Source organism: Cupriavidus sp. CPT47-8839-RL05A (assembly GCF_058792255.1).
The window spans coordinates 1-1,157 of record NZ_JBYTEG010000047.1 but is presented as its reverse complement, the minus strand read 5'-3'; the positions used below and the strand labels follow the sequence as shown (position 1 = coordinate 1,157).

At 59.7% G+C, this 1,157-nt stretch carries 1 protein-coding gene and 2 pseudogenes; all 3 read right to left on the bottom strand.

Annotated elements, in window-relative coordinates:
* A pseudogene (locus tag AC3WVS_RS31215) lies at positions 1–468 on the bottom strand (DUF6708 domain-containing protein); the annotation flags it as partial.
* Between the two features lie 9 nt (positions 469–477).
* A complete protein-coding gene (locus AC3WVS_RS31210; protein WP_492321730.1) occupies positions 478–819 on the bottom strand; it encodes a hypothetical protein in 342 nt (113 codons plus the stop codon).
* Positions 816–1,157, bottom strand: a pseudogene (locus AC3WVS_RS31205) (DUF6708 domain-containing protein); the annotation flags it as partial. The pseudogene AC3WVS_RS31205 and the gene AC3WVS_RS31210, both read right to left, overlap by 4 nt.

The following is a 1,157-nucleotide window of genomic DNA, read 5'->3' as shown; positions in this document are numbered from 1 at the left end:
GCGAATGGCATAGATGCGACGGGTCTTTCGGTTCAGGCGGATGGGGCGGCGCTTCAGCGTGAACATGTTGCGTCGCATCGGATCGAAGGCCATTAAGCCGAAAAATCCAGCTGCGACACTGCAAAGAATCACGCCAATTACTACGGCGAACCAGTTCCCCTTTCGCGCCATCACCTCCGCAGAGTGATAGAACGGTGCGTAGGCATACATGAACGCAAACGAAAGGAAGAGCAACGTAGCAATGGAACAGATGATCCAAAGCATCCCGACGTTCTGCAGCCGAGATTGCGACTCGTCAGTGATTTCCAGGCACGTCGAATTGACGCGATAGACGTTGCCGCTCTCCATTACGTGCTCGCTGGTGGGCAGGTCGATGGACAAGCGGTGCTCCATCTCCCAGCGCCCCAGCGGTTTTCCTTGTTGCCTGAAATAGAACGGCGTGCGCTCATCTTTGGGCGGGAATTTCATCAATTCTCCCTACTTGAGATCCTTGAGGCCCAGTTGCACGAACTCAAATGACTCGGCCTCCAGGCTGCTGTAGTGCACGCTGGCAGGCGCTCTGCTGAACCGACAGCGCTTGGTCCACTTGAGCGTGACGTGATCGTCCAAGAGCAGGATACCGACGTTGACGGCGAGCAGTACGACGAGGAACGGCCAGCTCGGTACGCCAATGAGAACCGCCAAGAACTCTTCCGATGTCAGTGGAAGGACGGCGGCGGCTGCACCTGCGGAAACACTGTATTCGGCGGTGCGCGCATGATGCGCCGGCCCCTCGATCAAGATGACATGAGGCGCTGGTAGCGGCGAAGTGGTGGTCATGTGGCCTGTTCTGTGGTGTTCCGAAGCAGGGCTTCAGCTTCCTCCCGGGTCAGCGCGCCAGCGTTGCGTCGCTCATGCCGCTGGTCCAACACTCGCGCCAGATCCTCGCGGGAAGGCCTGGCATCCGGGCCGCTCGGCACGCCGATGTAGTCGTCGGCGTACGGGCGGGCGTACGGGTCATTGGGCATGGGCTTGCACGCCGCCTCGATCTCCGGCGGCCACACCGGATCACTGCACGTGACAAGCACGAGCCAGCGGGCGATCGCATCCAGCAGTGCGAACGGTGCAAAGATGACGTCGGTCAAGGTGAAGAATGCTCCGGAGAATTTACCCCCTCT